The sequence below is a fragment of the Halomonas sp. SIMBA_159 genome (genome assembly GCF_046536035.1).
Taxonomy (GTDB): Bacteria; Pseudomonadota; Gammaproteobacteria; order Pseudomonadales; family Halomonadaceae; genus Vreelandella; species Vreelandella venusta_A.
The window spans coordinates 1-241 of sequence record NZ_JAWJBT010001450.1 but is presented as its reverse complement, the minus strand read 5'-3'; the positions used below and the strand labels follow the sequence as shown (position 1 = coordinate 241).

The window sequence follows — 241 nt, the reverse complement described above, 5'->3', positions numbered from 1 at the left end:
TCTGCATAACGGATTCTTTCCACATAAAAAACTTGTTCTTCACTGTCCAACTGGAGCTCTTTGGCAATATCCGGACTAGGCGTGATTTTTTCGAAACGAATCAATTTATTGCCCGGCACCATGCCGCGTGACTGCATGTCCTCGGTAAAGCTCGTCATGCCGATCAGCGGCTGTTCCACTTTCGGCGAAGCGACAAATGTGCCCCGCCCTTTTTCACGGTACAGCAATCCGTCGTTCACCA

The 241-nt window shown here is 49.8% G+C and carries 1 protein-coding gene; it reads right to left on the bottom strand.

The features are described 5' to 3' along the window. Positions 1-241, bottom strand: a 241-nt coding sequence (locus R0J87_RS24030; RefSeq protein WP_498889551.1) for a GntR family transcriptional regulator, incomplete at both ends; no start/stop codon positions are given.